We start from the raw sequence: 21,462 nt of genomic DNA, 5'->3' as shown, positions 1-21,462 counted from the left end.
TTGTCTGGGCGTCACCAGAAGGCGCCGCCGGTGAAACTCAACGGGCTGGACCCGCCGCTAGACGCACGACCATGGCCTGTGGCGTGGCCAGGGGCTGCAACTCGTCGGCGAAGCTCCCGTAACCCCAGGCCACCGGCCAGAAGTCCACGGCGTTGGCGGCAGCGGCGCGGCCGTCCTGCTCGGTATCGCCCAGGTAGATCGCGTTGCCGGGCAAGATACCCAGCGCGCTCATCAACACGCCGATCATGCCGGCCTTGTCGGTGTACAGACCCGGGTGCGAGTCGCTGGCGTAAACCGCACTGAAGTATTTCTCCCAGCCTTGTGCTTGGAGAATGCGCTGAGTCGGCAGCAGGCGCTTGTTGGTGGCGATGGCCAGTACAAGTCCACGCTCGCACAGCGTCTCGAGTACCTCTGGCCAGCCCGGGTAGGCAGGGGTAGTGAGACACACCTGGCCGTCGTAGATCTCGCGGAAGCTGGCACTCAGCGCATCCAGCAGCGCCGGATCACTCTGCCCGCTCAAGGCTTCAAGGGTCGGTCGCAGGGGCGGCCCGATGAGTCTGCTGTCGATAACACGACGTGGCTGCAATTGATGCGCCTCGAGCACCTGGGTGAAGGTAGCGAGGATGGCCGGGGCCGAGTCCACGAGCGTGCCATCGAAGTCGAAAAGTACGTGAGTCTTTTTCATGGGCGTTTCGGGTAGGAAGTCACTCGTTGAGTCTTAGAAGTACTGTTGCGCCCACTGGTCGTAAGGCAGATCGACCAGCTCCTTGAGGCGAGCGAGGTTCTTGCGCTTGTCCAGCGTCCCCTCCCCTGTCAGCTCGGCATCGGGCAGGTCCAGCGGCATGCGCGGCACGCACTCGATCAGCCAGCGCAGGATATCGCGCCGGGCGTCGCCCAGTAGTGTGGCGGTGCGAGGGTTGCGTACATAGTTGAAGGCGGTGCGCGCCAGCCCTGCGGAGGTCAGGATGCGTCCGGTCTGGTTGATTTTGGCCAGGTAGCGCGCGGCGTCGGGAAACAGATCGTTGTCGAAATAGATCACGTCATAGAGCAGCGCCACCTCCTCGATCAGGCTATTGCCCATCGAAGCGGTATCGCTGTTGTCATGCACGCGATAGATCCCCAGCCGATCGCTGACGACGAAGGCCGGATGGCGGGCGGCCATACGCGCCACCAGATAGTGGTCGCCCATGCTGCCCTTGCGCAGCGAATACGCGCGGTTGAAGGTTTCCAGGCTGCGGCGTACGCCACCGACGCGGTCGAAGCGCTCGCGGTCGATGACGCAGAACGAGGGGAAGATCCAGTTGCTCAGGCACAGGTACGGCAGGATCGCATGGACGCCGGTTTCCAGGCGCGGCAGCGCAATGCCGGTGTGTTCGATCACCTGCTCGCCGAGCAGGCGGCTGGCGTTACTGTAAGCGAAGCCGCATTCGGGGTGTTCGAGCAGCCCGCGCTGTACGCAGGCTTCGAGGAAGGCCGGCTGCCAGCAGTCGTCGGCGCAGAGCATCACCCAATAGCGCGCAGTGGTCATCTCGTAAGCCTTGAGCACCGAATGCGATGGGCCGATGTTGGTCGCGTTGCGCACATAGCGGATGCGCGCATCGCGCTGGCAGTAATCGGCCATCAGCGCCTGAGTGTTGTCCTCCGAGGCATTGTCGATGACCAGCACCCCGAAATCGGTGTAGGTCTGCGCCAGGATCGAATCCAGGCAGCGCCCGAGAAAGCGTCCGTAGTTGTAGGTTGGAACGATGATATCGACGCTGTGCATGAGAGAGCTCACCGAAGAGAGAAACGCCAATCAGGCCGTCGCCAGGCGGCATACCAGGGAAAACACCCGCACCGGCCCATTGCCCACATCCACCTCCAGGCTGCCCAGGCGCTCGACTACCAGTCCCGCACGCGCCACCAGTGCCCGTAGCGACGCCTCTGCATAGAAATTGATGTGCTCGTGCCAATGGCGCTTGTCCTGCCAGTGCGCATTGCCGGCGGCAATTTGCTGCACCAGCCCCTCATAGGGCACCTCGATGTACAGCAAGCTGTCAGAGGCGAGTACGCCGGTCACCGCATCGAGCAGCGCCAGCGGCTCGGGTACATGTTCCAGCACCTGGCTGAGTACCACCAACTGGTAGTGATGCTCACGCGCCTGGTGTGCGTCGACGCGCTGCGCACCATCCACCAGCGGGCGATCGGAAATCTCTAGCACATGGTGCTGCGAGAGGCGCCCGCGGAAGGGTGTATTGATGCCACTGTCGCCGCCCCAGTCGAGTACGCGCTGCGGCGCCGGCAGTAGCGGCGCGAGGAAAGCTTCGACCTGCGCGGCGTAGCCACCTCCTTGCAGCAGATGCTGGTTGCGCCGCGCGTAGCCCGGCTCGTAGTGATCGCGCAACTGCGTGTATCCGTCGCCGCGATAGTCGTGGTACAGGCGTCCGAGCTCTTCACCGTCGAAGCGCAGATCGAGGAAGGTCAGGTCGCACGCCGGGCAGTGCAGCGTGTTGCACAACGCATAGGCGTGCCCCGGTGCCAGGTCACGCAGGCCCCAGGCTTCGGTGATTTCTACAGGCGTCCAGCCGAACACCCGGTGCGCCACGAAGGGCATGAGGATCGCCGGAGAGCGCTCCAGCGCGGTCGCGCCGCAACAGACGCAGGCTTGGGCGATGACCGCCATCAGAAACTCCTTGCCGAATGGGCCGCCGCTGCGGCGCGAATAAGGTGATGCGGGGCCTGCCCGGCTGCAGCGTCGGTGGCCTCAGGTGGCATCGAAGAGACTCTCCAGCGCGACCAGCCGCTCGGCGGCAATGCCCTGGGCCAGCAATTGCCGGCGGATGGAGTTGCCGTAGCGCAGCGAGCAGATGAGGATCGGCAGAGCGTCATGCGCCACCGGGTCGTAAGCCGTGATGCTGAAGGCACCGACCTGTTGACCGGACTTTTCCGCTGCGGAATCCACCAGCGCACGTATCGGCAGTGCATCTGCCAGAGGCGCAACGTAATTGAGATAGTCGCCGCCGATGCCGTAGGCGATGAACGGCCCGCCCAGGCGCTGTTCGAAACGCTGAAGCAAACGCTGGCGGCGTTGCGCAGGGGTCGGCTCCGGGCGGGCGATCACCTGGATCGAGTCGCAATACAGCGGGGATTCGTAGTGCCCGCTGCTCAACTCGCGGCAAGTGAAACCGCAACTGGCCAGGAGGATCGCCAGCGACGCAGGCGTGAACTGGTGCAGGTGCTCCTGGTTCAGGTCATTGCTCAACCAGGGATGCCCCGCGCGATTGGGCACCTCGATCAACAGTGCGCCCTGCTCCGCCAGCAAACGGCGCCAGGCGAGCAGTTCCGTGGTCAGATCGGCGATGTGCTCCAGCACATGGAAGGACACGATCAGATCGTAAGGCGCGGCATGCACCTGCGCCGCCGGCTGGCGGAACACTTGGTCCAATCGCGTCGCAGCGAGCACGCTGTCCTGGGATAACTCGATACCGTCGTAGGTGACGGCCGAGCGCGCCTTGACCGCTGCGCCCAGGCCACCCTCGGCGCAGCCGACTTCCAGCACGCGGGCAGTCGCGGGCTCGATCAACGCCAGGATGGCAGCCAACCGAGCATCGATCTTGCGCGAGAACCACGGCGCCTGCTCGTCATTGCGCGCCACCAATTCAGCGTAATAGCCAGCGCTGGCCGAGGCCTCTGGCGCGTTGCGCCAGCGGTGGCCACAACGCGGGCAGCCAGCGTCGTGCGGATGATCGGCCAGCGGCTCGGCCGGCGCGGCGCAGCACGGACACAACGATTCCGGCAAAGTCACGCCTCAGCCGCCCCGCGCCTTGCGCGATACCGGGCTGATGCGGCCGCCCATTTCGCGTTCGAGTACGTCCAGCGGCAGCAGCGGGCTCATGTCTTCCAGCGGCATCGAGGTCATCGAGCCATCGGGCTGCGGTACGGCGGCGACTTTCGGACTCAGCGCTTCGTCGCTCATCAGCATCACTTCGACAATCATCGGTCTCGGCTGACTGACGGCCTCGGCGAGCCCCTGCGCCAGTTCAGCAGCATCGCGGATGCGCCTGAACGGCAGATGGTAGGCACGCGCCAATTCCTCCAGGTCGGGCATCCACAACCCGGCTTCCGGGCCGGTGCCGACATAGCGCGCCTCAAAGTAGTTGCGCTGAGTGTTGCGAATGGAGGCATAGCCGCCATTGTTCATCACTACCAGGCAGATCGGCAGGTTGAAGCCACGCAGCGTGGCCAGTTCCTGCAGGTTCAGTTGCAGGCTACCGTCGCTCTCCACCGCCACCATCGGCTTGCGGCCGTTGGCGAAGCAGGCGCCGATGGCGGCCGGCAGGCCGTAGCCCATGGCGCCAAGGCCGGAGGTCAGGAATACGCGCTGGCCGGGACGGTTGCGGAACACGGTGTAGAACACTTCCACCGCCAGGCCCGAGCTGCCGGTACTCACCAAGGTATCGGCCGGCACGGCGTCGGACAGCGCATCGGCGAACTGGAAGTGGCTGATCGGGCCGCTGGCCGGGAACGGCTGGCCATCGTTGACGCCGTAGAGTGCCTTCCAGTCCGCGCAGCGTTCCAGCCACTGCGGGCGCCGGAACGCGACACCGGTGGTAGCAGCAGCCAGCGCGGCGACGAAGGCATCGGCACTGCTGGTCACGGCCACATCGATGGGCATGTCGAGCTTGGCAATTTCATTGGCATCGACGTCGACCACCACCTTGCGCGCGCCACGGGCGAAGTCACGCGGTGCATAGGCGGTGATGATGTTGTCCAGGCGGCTGCCGATGGCGATCAGCAGGTCGGCGTTCTGGATCGCGAAGTTCGGCGCACGCAGGGCCACCACACCGGGCCGGCCAACGTACAGCGGATGCTCGTAGGGCAGCAGGTCCATGGCGTTCCAGGTGGTCACCACCGGTACGCCCAGGGCTTCGACCAGCTCGCGGAAAGCCGTAGCCGCACCACTCAGGCGAACACCATGGCCGGCGAGGATCAACGGACGCTCGGCACCTTCGAGCAGCGCGCGAACCTGATCGAGCAACGCCGCGTCGACGTCTGCGGCCGGCTGCACGTCATTGCCCCAGCCCACCAGGCTGGCCGGATCGATGGGCGCGCCCTGGACGTCCAGCGGCACGTCGATCCACACCGGGCCGGCACGGCCGTCACGGGCAATGAAGGAGGCACGTTCCAGTTCGCGGCGGATGTCTTCCGGGCGCTCGACGGTCACCGCGTACTTGGTGATCGGCTTGACCACGCTGACGATGTCGACTTCCTGCACGCCCTTCTGCCGCAGCGGCGCGCCGCGCAGCAGGTCGGCGCGCTTGACCTGGCCTGAAATCAGCAACAGCGGGACAGACTCGATCCAGGCACCCGCTACGGCAGTTACCGCATTGGTCGCGCCGGGACCAGTGGTGACCATGGCCACGCCGAGGTTCTCATTGATCCGGCAATAGGCTTCGGCGGCGATGGCGGCAGCCTGTTCGTGGTGGCAGGCGACGACCTCCAGCTGCGGGTGCTTGCCCACTGCGTCGTTGAGGTGCATGGCGCCGCCGCCGGGCAGCAGGAACACATGTCCGACACCCTGCTCTGCAATGAAGTCGGCGATGTAGTCGGCAACACGATAGGGGGTCGGCACGTCAGTCCATCCAGTAGCTCAAGAGGGTTTTACGGTCCCGATTGGCGTTGATCGCCTCGTCGGTATAGAACGAATCGTTGGTGAAGTGGGTCGAGGACAACTCCTCAATGATTGCCCCGTTCACGCTGCTGAAGGCATGTCGTACGCCCGGCTCGACAGTGACCACGTCGCCCGGCCGACAGACTCGTTCGACGCCGTCCAGGCGCAGAACCAGCTCGCCGTGCAGCACATGGAAGGTCTCTTCCTTGCGCTGGTGGTACTGCTCGGGGTGTTCCTGGCCAGGCAGCAGCATCAGCAGCTTCTTGCAGTAGCCGCGGTTGACCACGGTGAGCATGGTCAGGCCGACCTCGTCGAAGCGATCCAGCCCGTAGTGGTGGGAAATCTCCAGGTCCACCCGTCCCGGCACCACCACATGGCTGTCGCGCAGTTGCGCGCGAACCTGCTGGACGATGGCCCAGACCTTGTCGCGCACATCGCGGCGGGTGGCGTTGCTCGGCGCCAGCGCGGCGTCCACCGGAATATCGGCCTGGGCGGTGAAGGTGGCGTACTTGCTCCAGTCGTTGGCGGTGAACTGCTCGTCCTGCGGCGGGAAAGCGAAGTACACGTCATCGGCATGCACCACCTCGCCGGCGGCGATCGGCCGCTTGGCGAATACGCCGCGGCGCAGCGAGCGAAGACTGGCGCGCTCGGCTTCGTTGACCGGCAGGCGCTGTTCGCCTTCGCCGCACAGCAGCAGGGCGTACTGCGCAGCCTCCAGCCAGCGGCGAACCTGATCGGGAGTGGCCGAGTAGGCGTTGATGGGGTACTGCTCGGTCGGCAGGCCGACGTGCTTTTCGAAGATGCGCGCGCCCTTGGCCAGGGCGATCTTGACGATGTCGGTGTTATCCGGATTCTCGTGGGTCGAGAAGCCCACGCGCACGCCGGGGTAGCGGCGGCGCAGGAAGTCCACCTGCGACAGGTGCATGTTCGCGTCGGGCGTCGGGTACTCGCCCACGCAGTGCAGGATGGCGAAGTCCTTCTCGCGATGGGTGAGGAAGCTCACCAGGCGATCGAGTTCTTCCAGGGTGGAGCCGGCGGTGGAAACGATCAGCGGGCGCTCGGTCTGCACCACGCGCTCGAGCAGCGGCCAGTCGCTCATCGAGCAACTGGCGACCTTGATCGCATCCAGGCCCTGGGCCTCGATCACCGCCACGGAAGCCTCGTCGAACGGGGTGGAGAGGCAGAGCAAACCGTTGGCTCGGATTTCCTCGACCAGCGTGTCGAATTGCTCGCGGGACAGGCGCGTTTCGCTGAAGCGCTTGATGTACTTGATGTCGTCGCGGCCCTGCATGGACGGGTGGATGAAGCTGTCCAGGTCGCGGTACTGCAACTTGAAGGCGAAACGGTAAGGGAAGTCGCGGCAGACCTCGGCGAAGGCGCGGATCAACGCAACGCCGTGGGCCACGTCGCCCATGTGGTTGTTGGCCATCTCGAGGATGAACAGCGGGCGGTCGAACAGTTCGCCGGCGGCGTGTGCGGTAGTGGCAGTGCTCATCAGTAGGCTCCTCGGCCGAACCAGGCCTCGATCCGGCGTGCGACGTGTTCCAGGTGCTCTTCGCCGAGCCCTGGCCATACGCCGACCCAGAAGGTGTCTCGCATTATCCGGTCGGTCACCGGCAGTTCGCCGACGACCCGGTAGTTCTGTCCCTGCATGTAGGGCTGGCGCGTGAGGTTGCCGGCAAACAGCAGGCGCGTGCCGATGCGATCAGCATCCAGGTGGCGCAGCAGTTCGACACGAGCGTGGGCCTGACCGTCTCGCAGGGTCAACGGGAAGCCGAACCAGGACGGGTCGCTGTTGGGTGTCGCCTCGGGCAGTACCAGCACATCCTCGCAGCTGCGCAGGCGCTGCTTGAGCCAGGCGAAGTTGTGCCGGCGCGCGGCGATGAAGCCTTCCACCCGGTCCATCTGCGCCAGTGCGCAGGCGGCCTGCATGTCGGTGATCTTCAGGTTGTAGCCCAGATGCGAGTAGATGTACTTGTGGTCATAGCCGGCCGGCAGGTCGCCGAGTTGCCAGTCGAATCGCTTGCCGCAGGTATTGTCCTGGCCTGGCGGGCAGTAGCAGTCGCGGCCCCAGTCGCGGAAGGACTCGATGATTCGCGAAAGCTTCGGGCTCTGGGTGAACACTGCCCCGCCCTCGCCCATGGTGATGTGGTGCGCCGGGTAGAAGCTCAGTGTGCCGATGTCGCCAAAGCTGCCGACCAGCCTGCCATCGTAGGTCGAGCCCAGCGCGTCGCAGCAGTCCTCGATCAGCCACAGGCCGTACTTGTCGCACAACGCGCGCACGGCAGCGAGGTCGAAGGGATTGCCCAGCGTGTGGGCGAGCATGATGGCTTTGGTCTTCGGCCCGATGGCCGCTTCGATCAGCGCCGGGTCGATGTTGTAGGTGCCCATTTCCACATCGACGAACACCGGGACTGCACCAAACTGCAGGATCGGGTTGACCGTGGTCGGGAAGCCGGCGGCCACGCCGATCACCTCGTCACCGGGGCGGATCGCCCGGTCGCCCAGGCGCGGCGAAGTCAGCGCGGAGAAAGCCAGAAGGTTGGCTGAAGAACCGGAGTTGGTGGTCAGCACGCAGCGCTGACCAAGGAATTTTGCCAGGCGGCGCTCGAACTGCTCGTTGAAGCGGCCAGTGGTCAGCCAGCCGTCGAGCACGGCCTCGGTCATCTGCTGCAGCTCGCCGCCACCGATCACCTTGCCGGACGGCGGAACGCTGCTCTGTCCCGGGACGAACACGCGCGGCGCGAACTCCAGTTCGGCATAGCGGGCCACCAGTTCGGAAATCTGTTGGCGCAGGGCCTGCGCCGTTTCTGTAGTCATAGAGCTTCGCTTGAATACCGCTCGATCTGTTGAAGGGTGAAGGCGCGCATGTCCTGGCCAGTCTGCCAGGCACGCTGCCAATCCACCGTGTGGGCCAGCGCCTGTTCCAGGCTCCAGCGCGGCTGCCAGCCCAGGCGATTGCGCGCCTGCGAGGAATCCAGCGCCAGCATCCCGGCTTCGTGTAGCTGGCCGGCCGACTCGACACGCCAGCGACTGGGCTGCGGCCACAAGCCGGCCAGGCGCGAGACCACGCTCTGCACGCTGACCACGCTGTCAGGCCCCGGCCCGAAGTTCCAGGCACCGCCAAATTCCTGGCTGTTTTCCAGCAGGCCCTGGGTCAGTTGCAAATAGCCGGCCAACGGCTCCAGCACATGCTGCCAGGGCCGGGTTGCCTGCGGATAGCGCAACACCACTTCTTCGCCAGCGCCCCAGGCGCGGAAGACATCGGGCAGCAGGCGGTCGGTGGAAAAATCGCCGCCGCCGATCACATTCCCGGCGCGGGCGCTGGCCAGGGCTACGCCGGCGTCTTCAAGGAAGGCACGGCGGTAGCTGGCGCAGACCAGCTCGGCGCAGGCCTTGCTGGCGCTATAGGGATCGTGGCCGCCAAGCGGGTCGTTTTCCCGATAGGGCCACAGCCATTCACGGTTCTCGTAGCACTTGTCGGTGGTCACCACCAGCACCGCACGGACCGATGGCGCCTGGCGCACCGCTTCCAGCAGGTTCACGGTGCCCATCACGTTGGTCGCGTAGGTTTGCGCAGGATTTCGGTAGGACTCGCGCACCAGCGGCTGTGCCGCCAGGTGCAACACCACCTCGGGGGCAAACCCGGTTAACGCGGCGGCCAGGCACTGGGCATCGCGGATATCGGCGAACTCACCAGCGATCACCTCCTCCAGGCGGGCAGCCTGCCACAAGGTCGGTTCGGCCGGCGGTGCCAGCGAGTAGCCGCGCACCTCGGCGCCCAGCTCGCGCAACCACAGCGCCAGCCATCCGCCCTTGAAACCACTGTGCCCGGTCAGCAGTACCCGGCGCCCGCGCCAGACGTCCGGGTTCAGCGCCACAGGTGCCACTCCGCTTCGCCACTGCGCCAGCGGTCTTCCAGCAAAGTGCGGTCGCGCAGGGTGTCCATCGGCTGCCAGAAGCCGTCGTGGGTGTAGCTCATCATCTGCCCGTCGCGCGCCAGGTTGCGCATGGGCTCCAGTTCCCAGGAGATCGCATCGTTGTGGATGTAGTCGATCACCGAGGGTTCGAGGACGAAGAAGCCACCGTTGATCCAGCCGCCATCGCCCTGGGGCTTTTCCTGGAAGCCCGCGACACGTTGGCCGTCCAGCTCCAGCGCGCCATAGCGCCCCGGCGGCTGCACCGCAGTCACGGTCGCCAGGCGGCCGTGCTGGCGATGGTAGGCAACCAGCGCACCGACATCGATATCGGCGACGCCGTCACCATAGGTGAAACAGAAGGATTCGCCATCCAGGTAGTCGCGCACGCGCCGTAGGCGACCGCCGGTACCGGAGTTCTCGCCGGTATCGACCAGGGTCACACGCCAGGGCTCGGCGTGACGCTCATGGATGTGCATGCGGTTCTCGGCCATGTCGAAGGTGACGTCCGAGGAGTGCAGGAAGTAGTTGGCGAAGTACTCCTTGATGACGTAACCCTTGTAGCCCAGGCAGATCACGAAATCGTTGATCCCATAGTGGGAGTAGATCTTCATGATGTGCCAGATGATCGGCTTGCCGCCGATCTCGATCATCGGCTTGGGCTTGAGATGGGACTCTTCACTGATCCGAGTTCCCAGGCCGCCGGCCAGGATTACCGCCTTCACGTGCACCTCCGCGTACGAGCACGGGCCTGCGCCCGTTTCAGGGGGGCATAGTAGCTTATGCCCAAATTGCCATCACGCTCAGAGTTTGTTGAACAGGCTGAGCTGGCTGATCCGCGCAAACGCGGCCTGGGCCGCTTCGAGCATGGTCTGCTGCAACACCAGTTGCGACGTCGCCGCGGCCATGTCGGTGTCGCGGATCGAGGATTGGGTCGTGGTATTGGTCAGGGCCAGGCTCTGGTTTTCCTGGGTCAGCACGTCGATGGTGTTGAGCCGTGCGCCGATCGACGACTGGGTCGCGAGCACCTGGTCGCTCGCCTTGTCCAGATTGGTGAGTGCAGTGGCCACCATGTTGCGGATGTTCAGCTGCGCCTGCGGGTCGCCGGCCGTCGGGGTATCCAGCGCCTTGCGCAGGTCGCCGATGGTGTTGAGGATGTTCTGCCGCTCCGGCGAGCTGGCGGTGACGCTGAACTGGTCTCCGGCTGCGGGGGCCGCGCTGATGCTCATGTCCACGCCGGCGACGGTCACCGTCTGCGGGAAGGTCGCGCCCAGCGTGCCGGTGGACAGCGGCGTGGCGCCCTGGCTGGTGGGCAGCGCGTAGACCTCGTAGGCGGTGGCGCTGGTGAATTTGAGCTGCACACCGCTGTTGGGGAACTGCGTGGTATAGGCGGTGTTGTTGCTCACCGTGGCCGAGGTGATCTGCGCGGTCGAAGTGTTGGTGGCGTTGCGCTTGATCGACAGGCTGTCCGACGCGGTGCCGAAGCTGAAGCTGTAGCCGCCGACCAGGCTGTCCATGGCGGTGGCGTCGTCGGTCTTCTGCAACGAGACGTCCAGCTGGAACTGCGAGCCGCGGAAGTTAATGGCGTTGCTGTCGGTGGACGTGGCGTCGTAGATACCGTTGGTAGTGGCCTCGCTGGTGACGTCGTTGCCATTCTTGTCAAGGATCTGGTACTGCGTGCCGCTGAGCACTTTCAGGGTGTACGGCGCGCCGTCACGGAAGCTGGCGTTGTACTGGCTGTCACTGGTGACGGTGCCCTGGGAGAGGAACACGCGCTGGGTGCCGTCGGTGTTCGGGTTGCTGGTCACCGAGCTGATGGTGCGACTGGCATTGGCGGCCATCTCGAAGATGCTCCAGCCATTGTCGTTGGTCGACATCTGCAGGCTGTCGGAGATCTGCAGCTTGAGCGTGCTCTGGTCGCCCTGGTAGCTGAAGCTGCCGTCGGCATTCTGCACGAAGGGCTGCACGGTGCTCTTGCTGCCGGAGAACAGGTAATTGCCGCCGGCGTCCTTGCTGTTCATCAGGGTCAGCAGCTGGTTCTGGATGGCGCCCAGTTCATCGCTGATGGCGCCGCGGTCTTCGTCGGTCATCGAGCCGTCGCCGGCGCGCAGCGTCAGTTCACGGGCGCGCTGCAAGGCAGTGGTGATGGAGTCGAGGACGCTCTGTTCCTGGTTCAGGCTGTTGGTCGCGCTGGTCATGTTGCCGCTGTACTGGGTCAGCAGCGCCTGCTGCTGTTCCAGTTGCAGCAGACGCGCGGCGCCGACGGGGTCGTCGGCGGGCGTCTGGATGCGCGTGCCGCTGGAGATCTGCTCCTGCAGCTTGGACAGGGTCGCGTAGCCGCGGTTGTAGTTGTCGATGTTGGAGTTGAAGATCTGCGGGGTGGAAATTCGCACTACCATTTCGGCCTCCTCAGATGTTGTTGATCAAAGTGTCGAAGAGCGTCTGCGCGGTCTTGATGACCTGCGCGGAGGCCGTGTAGTACTGCTGGAACTTGACCAGGTTGGCCGCTTCCTCATCGAGGTTCACCGCCGACAGCGAATCGCGCGTGCCTTGTGCCTGGGTCAGCACCGCCTCGGTGGCGGTGGCGTCGAGCTTGGCCTGGTTGGCGGTGGCGCCGACGGTCTCCGTCAGGCTGCTGTATGCGCCGGTCAGGCTCATGCCGCTACCACTGCCGGTGCCGCTGCCAACGGTCTTGGCACTCTGCAGGTCGATCAGCTTCTGCGCGTTGGTGTTGTCGGCGTCGCCGTCGCTGTTGAAGGCCACGGAGAAGCTGTCGCCCTGCCCCGGATAGCCGGCGATGGTGGTCTCGAAGGTGAACGATGGCGTGCCCGGCACGGTAATGCTGAGGTCGTTGCTCTGCCCCGGCACGATGTTGCCGGTGCCCAGCGGATTGCCGGCCGAGTCGTAGATGGTATAGCCCTGGGTGCCGCCGCTGGCGGCGTCGAACACCAGCTTGACCGGCAGGCCAGCCTTGATTGCCGCCGACATGGCCGCGCTGTTGGTCGAGTCCAGCTGCGAGGTCAGGCTGGTGCCGCTGATGGTGCCGCTACCGATGTTGCCGGTGGTGGTGCTGGCGGTCACCGCCGAGGCGAAGGCCAGGCGGTTGGAGTCGGTCATGGTGACCGAGATGTCCGCTGCGGCGGTGCGGGTCGGGATCACGGTGAAGCGGTCGCCGGCCTGCACCGTGCCGACGCTCTGCTGGCTGATGCTGAAGCCGTCGAATTCCTTCGGCGGGTTGTCGGTCAGGTCACCGCTGCCCAGCACCGTGCCATCGGAGGAACGCTTGATGGTGTAGCCGGTGGCAGAGGTGAAGGTCACCTCGTAGTCACTGGTGGTCAGCGCGCCGCTGTCGGTGATGTTGACGTTGAGGTTGCCGGTACCGGTGTTATGGGTGTTGGCCAGGCTACGGTTGCCGATCACGCTGGCGTCGTTGATGTCCTTGAACAGCTGCGCGCCGAAATTGCCGTTCAGGTCCAGGCCCTGGGCCAGCTGGCTGTTGAAGGTGTCGGCGAGGACGATGGCCATGCGCCCGAGTTCGTTCTGGGTCGTGTCGAGCACATCGCTGCGGTAGCGCAGCAGGCCACCCATCTGGCCGCCGGTGACCACCGAGGTGACGTCCATGGTCGAGCTGCCGGAGCTCAGGCTCAGGCTGAACTGCGACGGGTTGTTGGCGCTCGGCCCGGCAGTCAGGGTGGAGGAATTGGCGCCCACCACCAGCGGCTGCCCGGAGCCCAGGTAAAGGTTGAGGCTGCTGCCCTGCTTGACCACGCTGACGCCGATCATGCCCGAGAGCTGCAGCACCGCCTGGTCGCGCTTGTCCTGCAGGTCGTTGGCGCTGGCGCCGCCGGCCTCGGCGGCAATGATCGCCTGGTTGTACTGGGCGATGGTCTTGGCCAGGTCGGTGACCTGCCCGGCCAGGCTGTCCATCTGGGTGTTGACGTAGCTGTTCTGGGTGCCCAGCTGGGTGGAAATCGAATTGAAGCGCTGCGCCAGGTTGTTGGCCTGGGTCAACACCAGCTGGCGCGAGGCGGCGTCGGTCGGCGTGGCCGAGGCGGTCTGCAGCGAGGCGAAGAAACTCTGCATGACCTTGGACAGGCCGGTGGTGCTGTCGGACAGCAGCGAGTCGATCTGGTTGACCTGGGACAGGTAGGTCTGCGCATCGCTGTCCACCGAGGTGGCGCCGCGCAACTGGTTGGCCAGGAACTCGCTGTACATCCGGCGCACGTCCTGCACCGTGGTGCCGGTGCCGACGTAGTACTGCCCGGCGAACTGCTCGGCAGAGGTCACCTGCGACGTCGACTGGCGGGTGTAGCCGGCCGTGTTGACGTTGGTGATGTTGTTGCCGGTGGTGCTCAGTGCCGCTTGCGAGGCATTGAGTCCGGACAGTCCGATGGATAGTAGGCTCATGGGCTTTCCTTAGAGCGTTCCCTTGAGGTGGGCATCAAAGGGCGCGGGTCGGGGCGTCGGCCATCGCCACGGTCTGGTAGACCTGCATCTGCTTGGCGATCTGGTTCACCTTCCGTGCGTACTGCGGGTCGGTGGCGTAGCCGGCGCGTTGCAACTCCTTCATGAATTGGTCCGGGCGCGCGGCGGAATCCAGCGCGCCCTGGTAGCGGTCGTTGTTCTGCAGGAAGCTCACGTAATCCTGGAAGCTCTGCTCGAAGGAGTTGTAGGCGCGGAACGACGCCACCTCCCGGACCTGCTTGCCGTTCTCGAATTCGGTCGTGGTGGCGCGGGCGGAATCGCCCTTCCAGCTGGAGCCGCTCTTGATGCCGAACAGGTTGTGGCTGCTGCTGCCGTCGCGCTGGGCGATCATCTTCTTGCCCCAGCCGGTTTCCAGCGCGGCCTGGGCCACCAGGTAGCGCGGGTCGACGCCAATGCGCTTGGCGGCGCGCTCGGCCATGGGCAGCATGGTGCTGATGAAGTCGTCGGCGGAGGCGAACATCGACTTGCCCGGCTTGGTGGAGATGGCCGAGGTGTCGACGTCAGCGACCGGCACGCGGGTATCGATCTGCTGCGTGTAGGCGCGGTTGCCACGCCAGTCGTTGCTGGCCAGCTGCGCCGGCTGGCCGGCGCTGGAAGCCACGGCGTTGCCGCTGTCGGCGCCCGGCACGATACCGGCGGCGATGCGCTGGGCGAGCTTGCCCGGCAGGGCCAGGCGACGCGAATTCAAGGCCTGGCGATCATCGCGGCCGGCTTCGGGCTGGGGCAGGTCCTTGCCGTTGGACGACCACAGGCTGCGGGCTTTCTGGCGGTCGGAGGCGGCCGCGGTGGCCGTCGCGCTCGGCGTCGCGTCGGCAGCGGCCTGGGCACCTGCCTGGGCGAACGGGTTGTTGCCGGTGTGGCGCACGCCCCGCATCTTTTCCATCTGCTTGACCAGCACGTCGGCCAGGCCGATGCCATGGCCCTGGGTGGCCAGCGACACCGACAGCTGGTGGTCGTACATGTCCTGGTACTGCTTGGAGGCCTCGCTGTTCATCGGGTTGTCCTTGGCGAACACCTCGTTGGCCGAGCGCATGGACTTGAGCATCTCGTTCATGAACAGCGATTCGAATTCCTGGGCGACCTTGCGGATGTTGCCGGCGCTGTCGCGGGCCGAACCGGTCTTCATCGCCGACAGGCGATTGAGGTCGGTGTAGGACCCGCTGTCGGTGCTGGAAGTGCTGGAGGAAAGCAGTCTGGCGTCCACGTCGGCGTCCTCAGATCACGATCAGGTCGGCTTGCAGTGCGCCGGCCTGTTTCAGGGCTTCGAGGATCGCCATCAGGTCGCTGGGCGCGGCGCCCACCTGGTTAACGGCGCGGACGATTTCATCCAGCGTGGTGCCCGGGCCGAACTTGAACATCGGCTTGGCTTCCTGGTCGGCGTTCACCCGCGAACGCGGGACCACGGCGGTCTGGCCGTTGGAGAACGGGCCGGGCTGGCTGACGATGGGGTCTTCGGTGATGGTCACGGTCAGGCTGCCGTGGGTCACGGCAGCCGGCGACACGCGCACGTTCTGGCCGATCACGATGGTGCCGGTCCGCGAGTTGATGATGACCTTGGCCACCGCTTCGCCGGCCTGCACGTCGAGGTTTTCCAGCACCGACATGTAGTCCACGCGCTGGTTCGGATCCAGCGGCGCGCTCACGCGCACCGAGCCGCCGTCCACTGCCTGGGCGACGCCCGGGCCGAGCAGTTCGTTGATGCGGTCGACGATGTGCTTGGCGGTGGTGAAGTCCGGGCGGTTGAGGTTCAGGGTCAGGCTGTTGCCCTGGTCGAAGCCGCTCGGCACGGCACGTTCCACCGTGGCGCCCGCCGGGATGCGGCCGGCCGACGGCACGTTGACGGTGATCTTGGAGCCATCGCGGCCCTCGGCATCGAAGCCGCCGACCACGAGGTTGCCCTGGGCGATCGCGTAGGTCTGGCCGTCGATACCCTTGAGCTGGGTCATCAGCAGGCTGCCGCCACGCAGGCTCTTGGCGTTGCCGATGGAGGAGACGGTGACGTCGATGGCCTGGCCCGGCTTGGCGAACGGCGGCAGGTCGGCATGGATGGACACCGCCGCGACGTTCTTCAGCTGCACGTTGCCCGAACCGGCCGGGACCTTGATGCCGAACTGCGCCAGCATGTTGTTGAAGGTCTGCAGGGTGAAGGGCGTCTGGGTGGTCTGGTCGCCCGTGCCATTGAGGCCGACTACCAGGCCGTAGCCGATCAGCTGGTTGTTGCGCACGCCCTGGATGGTGGCGATGTCTTTCAGCCGCTCGGCCTGTGCCATCGGCACCGCCAGCAACGCACAGAACGCCACCAGAACGTAGGAGCGGACTCGGCCCGCGATCGCCACCAGCGTTTTTCCAGAGAAGGCCATGCTCATCATCCTCAGAACGGGAACAGCGGGCTGAGGAAGAAGCGATCGAACCAGCCCGGCTGGCTCGCATCGGCGAACGCACCGGTGCCCGAGTAGGTGATGCGCGCGTCGGCCACGCGGGTGGACGGTACGGTGTTGTCGGTGGCGATGTCGTCGGCGCGGACCAGGCCGGCGATGCGCACCAGCTCGTTGCCGGTGTTCAGGGTCATCCACTTTTCGCCGCGCACGGCGATGATGCCGTTGGGCATGACGTCGGCGACGGTGACGGTGATCGAACCGGTCAGGCTGTTGCTCTGCCCGGCCTGGCTGTCGCCCTTGCTCTCCCGGTTGCCCGAATACTCGGCGGAGAGGCTCAGGTCACCGCTGCCCACCGGGTTGTTGGTGGTCAGGCTGCTGCCGAACATCGAAGTCAGGCCGAGCTTGTTCTTGCTGTCCTTGGAGATGTCCGAACTGGCCTTCTTGCTCGCCTGGGTCTTCTCGTTGAGGGTGATGGTGATGATGTCACCCACGCGGAAGGCCTTGCGGTCGCCGTAGAGGTTGTTCTCGAACCCGGCCTGGTAGATCGACCCGTTGTTCTGCGCAGCCGGCGCGGGCGTGCGCGGCAGCACCGGCGCGTAATAGGGGTCGTCCGGCTTGGGCGGCGGGCTCACGCACCCTGCCAACGCGGCGATGGCCAGCAGCGGAAGGAGGTGGGAACGGTTCATCTACAGCTACCTCTCGGGGAGAGCGACTACGGGATCAGGACTTACAGGTTTTGCGTCACGAACGAGAGCATCTGGTCCGCGGTGGAGATCACCTTGGAGTTCATCTCGTAGGCGCGCTGGGTGGTGATCATGTTCACCATCTCCTCCACCACGCTGACGTTGGAGTTCTCCAGGGTGTTCTGCAGCACGGTGCCCAGGCCGTTCAGGCCGGGAGTGCCAACCTGCGGCGCGCCGCTGGCAGCGGTCTCCAGGAACAGGTTGTTGCCGGTGGCCTGCAGGCCCGCCGGGTTGATGAAGTCGGCGGTCTGGATATTGCCGATGATCTGCGGCGTGGCGTTGCCGGCGACGGTGACCGAGACGGTGCCGTCGTTGCCGACGGTGAAGGTCTGGGTTTCCGCCGGGACGACGATGGCCGGCTCCAGGGCGTTGCCGTTGGAGGTGACGATCTGCCCGTCGGAGTTCAGGTGGAAGCTGCCGTCACGGGTGTAGGCGACGGTGCCGTCCGGGGTCAGCACCTGCAGGAAGCCACGGCCGTTGATGGCCATGTCCAGCGGGTTGTCGGTGGTCTGCAGGCTGCCGGCGGTGAAGTTCTTCTGGGTGCCGACGATGCGCACACCGGTACCCAGTTGCAGGCCCGAGGGCAGCTGGTTGTCCTGGGTAGTGTTGGCGCCGGGCTGCCGCTTGATCTGGTAGAGCAGGTCCTGGAACTCCGCGCGGTCACGCTTGAAGCCCGTGGTGGACACGTTCGCCAGGTTGTTCGAGATGGTCGTCAGGTTCATGTCCTGGGCGGACAGACCGGTCTTGCTGACCCAAAGTGCCGGAAGCATGTTTTCTCTCCTCGGGCGCCGGATTCATGGCGCCTCGAACGGGTAATCAGGTGTTATCAGCTGAATTGCAAAACACGCGCCATGGCCTGGGAGTCATCCTCGGCGGTGCGCATCATCTTCACGTGCAGCTCGAACTGGCGGGACAGCGCCAGGATCGAGGTCATCTCTTCGACGGCGTTGACGTTGCTGGCTTCCAGCACGCCGGACTGCAGGCTGGCGTTGGCATCGGCCTGCGGCGCGGGCTGCCCGGCCTTCAGGCGGATCAGGCCATCGGCGCCCTTCTCCAACTGCTTGGGATCAGGAGTGACCAGCTTGATGCGGTCGACGGTGGCCAGCGCATTGGGCTGGTTGCCCAGACCACGGACGGTGATGGTGCCGTCGTCGCCTATCTCGATCTTCTCTTCCGGCGGCACGGCAATCGGCCCGCCATTGCCGATCACCGGCATGCCATTGCCGGTGCGCAGCTGGCCGAGGGCGTCGATTTCCAGGCTGCCGGTGCGCACGTAGGCTTCGCCGCCGTCGGGCGCCTGCACGGCGATCCAGGCGTCGCCCTTGGCGGCGACATCGAGGTCACGGCCGGTTTCCTGCAGGGCGCCGGCGGTGAAGTCGGTGGCCGGGCGCTCGCTCATGGCGTAAACGCGCGCCGGAAAGCTGTCACCGAAGACCGGCATCGCGCGCGCCTGTTCGAAGTCGCGACGAAAACCGCTCGTGGAAATGTTCGCCAGGTTGTTGGCGTGAGCCTGCATGGCCAGGGTGTTCTGGCTCGCTCCGCTCATGGCGACATACAGCATTCTGTCCAAGGCATTCCTCCAGTGCCGGGTCGGATTCCCGGCGGTGCTGGAGGGACTTCAGCAAGGGTTGTGCCAGAACGCTGAAAACAAGTGCAAGACGCTGACAGAGAAGGATTTATCAAAAAACAAAGGCTCCCGAAGGAGCCTCGATGAGCGTCAGGCGGCGAAGGACTGCCGCCTGCGGCAAAGGACGATTTGCCGACGGAGAGCGTTGTTGCCGGCAGACCTCATCAACGCAGGTTGATGATGGTGTCGGAAATGGTGCTCTCGGTCTGTACGGTCTTGGCGTTCGCCTGGTAGTTGCGCTGGGCGACGATCAGGTTCACCAGCTGCGCCGTCAGGTCGACGTTGGATTCCTCCAGCGTGCCCGAGCCCACCGAGCCGAGGGTGCCGGAGGTCGGCGTGCCGATCACTGCCTCGCCCGAGGCCAGCGACTGCTTCCAGCCGGTATTGCCGACCGGGGTCAGACCCTGAGTGTTGGCAAAGTTGGCCAGAATCACCTGGCCGATCACCTTGGACTGGCCGTTGGTGTAGGTGGCGTACATCTGGCCGTCCTCGGCGAACGACAGGCCGGACATCTGGCCGGTGGCGTAGCCGTCCTGGGTCACCGCGGTCACGGCGAAGGAGCCGTTGGTCTGGGTGGTCTTGGTCAGGTCGATGCTGATGCCGCCGGTCGCCCCCGCCGCGCCGTTGGCGCCCCAGGTCACCGGGCTGGTGGTGGAGTCGGTGACAGCTGCCGGCGTCCAGCCCGTCAGGGTCATGGTCCTGTCGGCGTTGACGGTCATGCCGGTGGAGGTGATGCCCGTCAGTTGGCCGGCGCTATTGAAGGTGATGTCGCTGCTCAGCGGCGTAGTGCTGGTCGGCGTCTGCGGGTTACGGCCGTCGACCAGGGTGTACATGCTCCAGTTGTTGGCGGCGTCCTTGACGAAGTAGTTCGTCATGGTGTGCGAGTTGCCCTGGGAGTCGTAGATGTCCACGGAGGTCGACCAGTTGTAGCTGTCCGAGTCGGTGGCATCGAACGGCGTGGTCTTGGGCGTGGTGGCGTTGGAGTTCAGGCTCAGGGTCGAGGTGATCTTCGAAGTCGGGCTCGGCGGCTGGTTGGCGGTATCGACCTTCAGGTCGGTGATCACGCCATTGACGATGTTGCCGTTGGCGTTGACGCCGTAGCCCTGCAGGCGGTTGCCCGAGCCATCGACGATATAACCGCTGGCGTCGGTGTTGAAGGTACCGTTGCGGGTATAGACGCGGCTGCCGTTGTCGCTGGTCATGAAGAAGCCGTTGCCGCTCACCGCCAGGTCCAGGCTGCGCCCGGTGGTGCTCAGGTTGCCCTGGGTGAACTGCTGCGAGACGGACTGGGTGACCACCCCGTTACCCACGGCGATGCGGCCGGTGCCGAGCATCGAGGAGGCATAGAGGTCGGCGAACTCGGTACGCGACGACTTGAAGCCGGTGGTGCCGACGTTGGCGATGTTGTTGCCGGTGACGTTCAGGTCCATCGACGCGGCGTTGAGTCCACTCAGGGCGGTGTTGAAAGACATGTGTTGCTCCTGTGCCGAAACGCGGCGTTATTTTCCGATGGTCTGAATGCTGGAGGCGGAAATGGCGCCGATGCCCGCCAGGTTCAGGGTCATTTCCCCACCGTTCTGGCCCAGCGTGACGCTGTTGACCGTGGCCGGCAGGTAAGTGGTCAGGGCGGTGCTGGTGCCGTCCAGGGTCGCGGTGGCCTTGACGGTGTAGGTACCGGCACCCACCAGCTCGCCACCGTCGTCCTTGCCATCCCAGGTGAAGTCGATGTTGCCGGCCTTCTGGCTGCCCATGTCGACGGTACGCACCAGATCACCGGAATCGTCATAGATTTTCAGCGTCACGCCATCGCCTTTGGACGGCATCACCAGCGAACCCTTGACGCCAGCGGACGGGTCGTCGACCTGCACCTTGCTGGAATTGACGATCACCGAGCGGCCGACCAGCGACGAGGCCTGCAGGGCCTGCGAGGACTGGAACGAGGAGTAGAAGGTCCCCAGGGTGGTGTCGAGGTTCTGCATGCTCTCCAGGCTGCTGAACTGCGCCAGCTGGGAGACGAACTCGGTGTTGTCCTGCGGGTCCAGCGGGTTCTGGTTGTTCAGCTGGGTGACCAGCAGTTGCAGGAACGAGTCCTTGCCCAGCGCACTGGTGCCGGTCTCGGTGGTGGACGACGAGTTCTTGGAGCCTGCGTTCAGCGAAGACAGGATCGAGCTCGTGCTGTTGTCGGTATTGATGCTCATGGGGCGTCCTCTGCGCTTACTGACCCAGGGTCAGGACCTTCTGCATCATCTGCTTGGCGGTATTCATCATTTCCGCGTTGCTCTGGAAGGAACGGCTGGCGGAGATCATGTCGGCCATTTCCTGCACCACGTTCACATTCGGGTAGTAGACGTAACCGTCCTTGTCGGCAGCCGGGTGGTTCGGCTCGTAGCGCGGCACCAGCGGGCTCTGGTCCTCGACCACGCCCAGCACCTGCACGCCCGAACCCGCCTGGTCGGTCTCGCCGAACAGCGAACCCTGGTCGCTGCCGCCCTGCGCCTGGTTGAGCATCGCCGAGAACACCGGATGGCGGGCACGGTAGGTCTGGTCGATGCTCGAGGACACGCTCTCGGCGTTGGCAAGGTTCGAAGCGGTGGTGTTCAGACGGGTAGTCTGGGCACTCATGCCGGTACCGGCGATGTTGAAGACACTGGCGAGGGACATG

At 65.2% G+C, this 21,462-nt stretch carries 19 protein-coding genes; all 19 read right to left on the bottom strand.

Annotated elements, in window-relative coordinates:
- Nucleotides 1–37: 37 nt before the first annotated feature.
- The 19 genes from GJV37_RS03785 to flgC all read right to left on the bottom strand — a co-directional run bounded on the left by GJV37_RS03785 (nucleotide 38) and on the right by flgC (nucleotide 21,461).
- Nucleotides 38–685, bottom strand: coding sequence for an HAD family hydrolase (locus GJV37_RS03785; protein ID WP_193452148.1), 648 nt, complete (start codon nucleotides 683–685; stop codon nucleotides 38–40).
- A 33-nt stretch (nucleotides 686–718) separates the two neighbouring features.
- Nucleotides 719–1,765: a glycosyltransferase family 2 protein gene (locus tag GJV37_RS03780; protein WP_170858299.1), complete on the bottom strand. Its 1,047-nt coding sequence runs from the start codon at nucleotides 1,763–1,765 to the stop codon at nucleotides 719–721.
- Nucleotides 1,766–1,795: 30 nt separating this feature from the next.
- The gene (locus GJV37_RS03775; protein WP_170858298.1) at nucleotides 1,796–2,662 is read right to left on the bottom strand and encodes a class I SAM-dependent methyltransferase; all 867 of its coding nucleotides are present in this window, start codon (nucleotides 2,660–2,662) and stop codon (nucleotides 1,796–1,798) included.
- Between the two features lie 81 nt (nucleotides 2,663–2,743).
- Nucleotides 2,744–3,784 (bottom strand): class I SAM-dependent methyltransferase, encoded by a 1,041-nt coding sequence (locus GJV37_RS03770; RefSeq protein ID WP_246228243.1) that lies wholly within the window; start codon nucleotides 3,782–3,784, stop codon nucleotides 2,744–2,746.
- Nucleotides 3,785–3,787: 3 nt separating this feature from the next.
- Complete coding sequence (locus GJV37_RS03765; protein WP_170858297.1) at nucleotides 3,788–5,611, bottom strand: thiamine pyrophosphate-binding protein; 1,824 nt, start codon at nucleotides 5,609–5,611, stop codon at nucleotides 3,788–3,790.
- Between the two features lies 1 nt (nucleotide 5,612).
- On the bottom strand, nucleotides 5,613–7,145 hold the full coding sequence (locus GJV37_RS03760; RefSeq protein ID WP_170858296.1) for an N-acetylneuraminate synthase family protein: 1,533 nt from the start codon (nucleotides 7,143–7,145) through the stop codon (nucleotides 5,613–5,615).
- A complete protein-coding gene (gene rfbH, locus GJV37_RS03755; RefSeq protein WP_170858295.1) occupies nucleotides 7,145–8,470 on the bottom strand; it encodes a lipopolysaccharide biosynthesis protein RfbH in 1,326 nt (441 codons plus the stop codon). Before rfbH ends, GJV37_RS03760 begins: the two co-directional genes overlap by 1 nt.
- A complete protein-coding gene (gene rfbG, locus GJV37_RS03750) occupies nucleotides 8,467–9,531 on the bottom strand; it encodes a CDP-glucose 4,6-dehydratase (protein WP_170858294.1) in 1,065 nt (354 codons plus the stop codon). Before rfbG ends, rfbH begins: the two co-directional genes overlap by 4 nt.
- Complete coding sequence (gene rfbF, locus GJV37_RS03745; RefSeq protein ID WP_170858293.1) at nucleotides 9,522–10,292, bottom strand: glucose-1-phosphate cytidylyltransferase; 771 nt, start codon at nucleotides 10,290–10,292, stop codon at nucleotides 9,522–9,524. Before rfbF ends, rfbG begins: the two co-directional genes overlap by 10 nt.
- A gap of 78 nt (nucleotides 10,293–10,370) precedes the next feature.
- A complete protein-coding gene (locus tag GJV37_RS03740) occupies nucleotides 10,371–11,966 on the bottom strand; it encodes a flagellar hook-associated protein 3 (protein ID WP_205896334.1) in 1,596 nt (531 codons plus the stop codon).
- Nucleotides 11,967–11,976: 10 nt separating this feature from the next.
- Nucleotides 11,977–13,974 carry a flagellar hook-associated protein FlgK gene (gene flgK / locus GJV37_RS03735; protein WP_170858292.1) on the bottom strand — a complete coding sequence of 666 codons (1,998 nt, stop codon included), beginning with the start codon at nucleotides 13,972–13,974 and terminating at the stop codon, nucleotides 11,977–11,979.
- A 34-nt stretch (nucleotides 13,975–14,008) separates the two neighbouring features.
- Nucleotides 14,009–15,256, bottom strand: coding sequence for a flagellar assembly peptidoglycan hydrolase FlgJ (gene flgJ, locus GJV37_RS03730; RefSeq protein ID WP_169889538.1), 1,248 nt, complete (start codon nucleotides 15,254–15,256; stop codon nucleotides 14,009–14,011).
- Between the two features lie 10 nt (nucleotides 15,257–15,266).
- Nucleotides 15,267–16,322 carry a flagellar basal body P-ring protein FlgI gene (locus tag GJV37_RS03725; protein WP_235376402.1) on the bottom strand — a complete coding sequence of 352 codons (1,056 nt, stop codon included), beginning with the start codon at nucleotides 16,320–16,322 and terminating at the stop codon, nucleotides 15,267–15,269.
- Nucleotides 16,323–16,423: 101 nt separating this feature from the next.
- Nucleotides 16,424–17,116 (bottom strand): flagellar basal body L-ring protein FlgH, encoded by a 693-nt coding sequence (gene flgH, locus GJV37_RS03720; RefSeq protein ID WP_037014602.1) that lies wholly within the window; start codon nucleotides 17,114–17,116, stop codon nucleotides 16,424–16,426.
- Nucleotides 17,117–17,157: 41 nt separating this feature from the next.
- Nucleotides 17,158–17,943, bottom strand: coding sequence for a flagellar basal-body rod protein FlgG (gene flgG, locus GJV37_RS03715; RefSeq protein ID WP_024764918.1), 786 nt, complete (start codon nucleotides 17,941–17,943; stop codon nucleotides 17,158–17,160).
- A 56-nt stretch (nucleotides 17,944–17,999) separates the two neighbouring features.
- The gene (gene flgF, locus GJV37_RS03710) at nucleotides 18,000–18,743 is read right to left on the bottom strand and encodes a flagellar basal-body rod protein FlgF (protein ID WP_024764917.1); all 744 of its coding nucleotides are present in this window, start codon (nucleotides 18,741–18,743) and stop codon (nucleotides 18,000–18,002) included.
- Between the two features lie 221 nt (nucleotides 18,744–18,964).
- Complete coding sequence (gene flgE, locus GJV37_RS03705) at nucleotides 18,965–20,272, bottom strand: flagellar hook protein FlgE (RefSeq protein WP_170858291.1); 1,308 nt, start codon at nucleotides 20,270–20,272, stop codon at nucleotides 18,965–18,967.
- 27 nt (nucleotides 20,273–20,299) lie between these two features.
- A complete protein-coding gene (gene flgD, locus GJV37_RS03700; protein WP_170858290.1) occupies nucleotides 20,300–20,998 on the bottom strand; it encodes a flagellar hook assembly protein FlgD in 699 nt (232 codons plus the stop codon).
- Nucleotides 20,999–21,014: 16 nt separating this feature from the next.
- A complete protein-coding gene (flgC, locus tag GJV37_RS03695) occupies nucleotides 21,015–21,461 on the bottom strand; it encodes a flagellar basal body rod protein FlgC (RefSeq protein WP_024764914.1) in 447 nt (148 codons plus the stop codon).
- Nucleotide 21,462 lies beyond the last annotated feature (1 nt).

Source organism: Pseudomonas nitroreducens, assembly GCF_010994165.1.
Taxonomy (GTDB): domain Bacteria; phylum Pseudomonadota; class Gammaproteobacteria; order Pseudomonadales; family Pseudomonadaceae; genus Pseudomonas; species Pseudomonas nitroreducens.
Note: the sequence above shows the minus strand (reverse complement) of the source record. Positions and strands in the feature narration are given on the sequence as shown.